Source organism: Rathayibacter sp. SD072 (assembly GCF_017355185.1).
In the GTDB taxonomy this organism is placed as follows: domain Bacteria; phylum Actinomycetota; class Actinomycetes; order Actinomycetales; family Microbacteriaceae; genus Rathayibacter.
This window is the reverse complement of sequence record NZ_JADILJ010000091.1, coordinates 1-3,712: the sequence shown is the minus strand read 5'-3', so window position 1 is coordinate 3,712 and position 3,712 is coordinate 1. Positions and strand designations below refer to the sequence as shown.

Below are 3,712 nucleotides of genomic sequence, written 5' to 3'. Positions count from 1 at the left end.
GACGATCGCCGCGGCGACCCGCGAGACGAGGTCCGCAGGCAGCTCGCGCCCCCAGGGCAGCGCGACCGTGTCCTTGCCCGTGCGCAGCGGCGCGAGCTCGTGCTCGAGCTCGGGCGAGAGCCGGGGCACCGGATGCAGTCCCACGTGCGTCTTCCAGCCGGCCCAGTGGATCGCGTAGCGGCCGCCCAGCATCACGGCCGGCATGCCGTAGCGGATCCGCTCCTCGGCCCCGGGCGCCGCGGCGAGGATCAGGCGCCGCACCTCCTCGAGCCGCTCCCGTCGCTCCGGCGGGAACGCGGACAGGTACTCCTCGACGGTGACGGCGGCGGCGCTCATGACGGCATTCTGCTCCGCCTCGCACGCGGACGGCACCCCTGCCAGGATCGGGAGATGGTCTCCGACTCCCTCGACTCCCTGGTCACTCCCGCGCTCGTGCTCGACGAGGCGGTCCTCGACCGCAACATCGCCGCGACCGCCGCCCGGGCCCGTGATCGCGGACTGGCGCTGCGCCCGCACGCCAAGACGCACAAGTCGCTCGAGATCGCCCGGCGCCAGCTGGCCGCGGGGGCGGTCGGACTCACGGTCGCCACGGTGTCCGAGGCGGAGGTCTTCGCCGCGGGCGGCTGCGACGACCTGTTCATCGCGTACCCACTGTGGCTCGACGCCGAGCGGGCCGGACGGCTGCGCCGGGTCCTGCGCACCGCGCGCGTGCGCATCGGGGTCGACTCCGCCGCCTCGGCCGAGCGCGCCGCCGCGGCGATCCCGGTGGACGAGCGCGGGCGCCTCGAGGTCGTCGTCGAGATCGACTCGGGCCACCACCGCAGCGGGGTGCCGGCCGACGAGGCGGGCGAGGTCGCGGCCGCCGCCGTCGCCGCTGGACTCGACGTGGTCGGCGTCTTCACCTTCCCGGGCCACAGCTACGCGCTCGACGCGCGGGCCGCCGCCGCCCGCGACGAGGCGGAGGCGCTCGCCGCGGCCGCCGCGTCCCTCGCCTCCGTCGGCGTCACGGCGCGGGTCATCAGCGGGGGCTCCACTCCGTCCGCCGACTTCGCCGACGCGGGAGTCCTCACGGAGCTGCGCCCGGGGGTCTCATCGCTCGGCGACGCCCAGCAGTGGGAGATGGGCACGATCGGACCGGAGTCGATCGCCGTCACGGTCCTCGCCACGATCGTCTCGCGGCACGACGGCCGGCTGATCGCCGACGCGGGCAGCAAGGTCCTCTCCTCCGATCGCGGGGCCGTCTCGAGCGGCTTCGGGCGGCTGCCCGAGCACCCGGAGGCGCGCGTCACGGTGCTCTCGGAGCACCACGCCACGATCACCGGGATCGACCTGCCGCTCGGCTCGCGGATCCGCATCGCCCCGAACCACGTCTGCGTCGCGGTGAACCTGGCCGACGAGTACCGGGTGCTGCTCGCCGACGGGGGCGCCGACGCGTGGCCCGTGGACGCGCGCGGGCGCAACAGCTAGAGGGCGGGACCCCGGCGCGGGATCCGCAGCCCGACGAGCGCGGTCAGTCCCAGCAGCACGAAGGCCGACCCGAAAGCGGCGGTCGGCGAGGCCGTGTCCGCCAGCAGGCCGGCGAGCAGCGGGCCGATGACGCCGCCGAGGTCCGAGGCCGCCTGGAACACCGAGACCGGCCGTCCGCCGCGATCGCCCGCCGCGTCGCCGACGAGGGCGCCCGGCGCCGTCCCCATGAACGCGGCCGCCGCTCCGTAGAGGCAGAGCAGCACCACGAGCAGCCACAGCTCCGAGACGAGCGGCATCGCGAGCATCGCCAGCGCCGCGACGGCGAATCCGCCGATCAGTGCGGGCCGGCGACCCACCGTGTCGACGAAGCGGCCGGCCGGAGCGAGCGCCACGGTCTGCACGACGGCCGCGATCGCGAAGGCGATGCCCGTCCAGGCCGGGTCGTCGCCGAGGCCCTCGACCACCAGCACCGGCACGAGAGTGGCCCGCACGCCCATCGCCGACCAGCCGAGCGCGAAGTTCGCGAGCACGGCGCTCTGGTAGCGGCGGTCCCGCACGACCTCGCGCATCGGCCGGACGACCGCGGCCGTCCCCGCCGCCGCGTCCCGCTCGGGGCGGCGCAGCAGCACCAGTCCGACCAGCCCCGCGACGGCGAGCGTGCCCGCGTAGAAGAAGAAGGGAGCGGTCAGCGAGATCGCGGTCAGCACGCCTCCGACCGCGGGGCCCGCCATGCCGCCGAGCAGGAACCCGCCCTGGTAGAAACCGATCGAGCGCCCGCGCCGCTCCGGTGCCGCCGTGCGCAGGAGGAGCGTCATCGCCGCGACCGAGAACATCGCCGAGCCGATCCCGCCCGCGCCGCGCAGCAGCAGCAGGTGCAGGTAGTCGCCGGCGAGCCCCACGAGCGCGCTCGACAGCGCCACGATGCCGATGCCCGTCGCGAGCACCACGCGCTCGCCGAGCCGGTCGACGAGCGGCCCGACGAACGGGTTCGCGACCAGCCGCATCAGCGCGAACGCCGACACGACCGCGCCGACCTCCACGTAGCCGACGCCGAAGCTGCGCACGTAGACGGGCAGCACGGGGACGACGACGCCGAAGCCCAGCATCACGAAGAAGGCGACGATCCCGAGGACCAGGACGTCGCGCGGAAGCCTCTCGCGCTCGCCCCGGTCCTGCCACGGAAGTCTCACCCCCCGACGCTACCCGCTGCCCGGGCTGTCCCCGAACCGGGGGTGAGGTATCGCTGAATCGAGGGCTGGAGCCCTGTCCGCGTCGACTGGTACGGGAGCATTTCCGTGCGTGGACCCGTTCCGGGGTGTGCGCGCGTGTTGGAGCCAGTTCCGCGTCGATTCGTGGGGAGCGTTTTCGTGAGTCGACTCGTTCCGGGGTGCGCGCGCCAGCCTGAGCCCGTTCCGCGTCGACTCGTGCGGGAGCAATTCCGTGAGTGCACCTGTTCCGGGGTGTGCGCGCGTGCCGGAGCCCGGAACGCGTCGACTCGCGACCGCGCGAGGACGCCGAGCACCCTCAGCGCAGCGCTGCGCTCTCGGCGTCGTAGAGGGCCTTCACCTCGCCGGCCGTCAGCGTCCGGTCCCAGACGCGCACCTTGGCGACGGTGCCGCGGGCGAAGTTGCCGGCCTTGCCCGTGAGCTGGACGCCTCCGACCGTGAAGTCGCCCGCGACCGGGTTCAGCCCGTGCGGGAACAGGTAGGGGTTCTTCGCGTACGTGTTGCCGAGCGTGTCGGTGTACCTCGGGTAGGCGGTCGCGACGCCGTCGAGGTACGAGACCGCCTGCGCGCCGTCGTAGGTGCCGACGTGCAGCTGCCAGACGGAGCGCGTCATTCTCGTGCCCGAGGCGGAGTAATCGCGGGAGTAGGGGTACCCCGGGGTCGGCCTGCCCGATCGCGTGACGTGGAAGTTGGCCCGGTCGGCACCGCCGTAGGTCCCGAGGTCGTAGAACAGGCCGTAGGAGCGGCGCGGCTGGTTCGCGTCCTCGGTCCACGAGCCGGCGACGAAGCCCGTGTCGGTGTCGGTGGCCCGCACCCACGCGGCGACTGTGACCGTGTTCTTCGACGCGCCGATCGTGAGCCTGCCGGTCGAAGCGGCCGGCAGGCGCAGGTAGCTGGAGCCCGTGAGCGAGAGGCCCGTGCCCCAGGGAGTCGCGACACGGGTGGCAGCCGTCCGCCCGGCCTGCGCGAGCGGCAGGTCGCCCGCGGTGGTGCGGAACGGGGAGGCCGACTCGGTGAAG

4 protein-coding genes are annotated in these 3,712 nt (G+C 74.3%); 1 reads left to right on the top strand and 3 read right to left on the bottom strand.

Going from position 1 to position 3,712, the window contains the following annotated elements:
• Nucleotides 1-336 (bottom strand): iron chaperone (locus IOC53_RS18435; protein WP_207408044.1); only part of this gene is annotated, 336 nt, incomplete at its 3' end.
• Between the two features lie 54 nt (nt 337-390).
• Between IOC53_RS18435 and IOC53_RS18430 the strand changes: the two genes are divergently transcribed.
• Nucleotides 391-1,467 carry an alanine racemase gene (locus IOC53_RS18430; protein ID WP_207408042.1) on the top strand — a complete coding sequence of 359 codons (1,077 nt, stop codon included), beginning with the start codon at nt 391-393 and terminating at the stop codon, nt 1,465-1,467.
• Here the strand turns inward: IOC53_RS18430 and IOC53_RS18425 are convergent.
• Both IOC53_RS18425 and IOC53_RS18420 read right to left on the bottom strand, forming a co-directional pair.
• On the bottom strand, nt 1,464-2,657 hold the full coding sequence (locus IOC53_RS18425) for an MFS transporter (RefSeq protein ID WP_307786259.1): 1,194 nt from the start codon (nt 2,655-2,657) through the stop codon (nt 1,464-1,466). The two genes, IOC53_RS18430 and IOC53_RS18425, sit on opposite strands and share 4 nt — an antisense overlap.
• 334 nt (nt 2,658-2,991) lie before the next feature.
• A partial coding sequence (locus tag IOC53_RS18420) for a LamG-like jellyroll fold domain-containing protein (RefSeq protein WP_207408041.1) occupies nt 2,992-3,712 on the bottom strand: 721 nt, incomplete at its 5' end.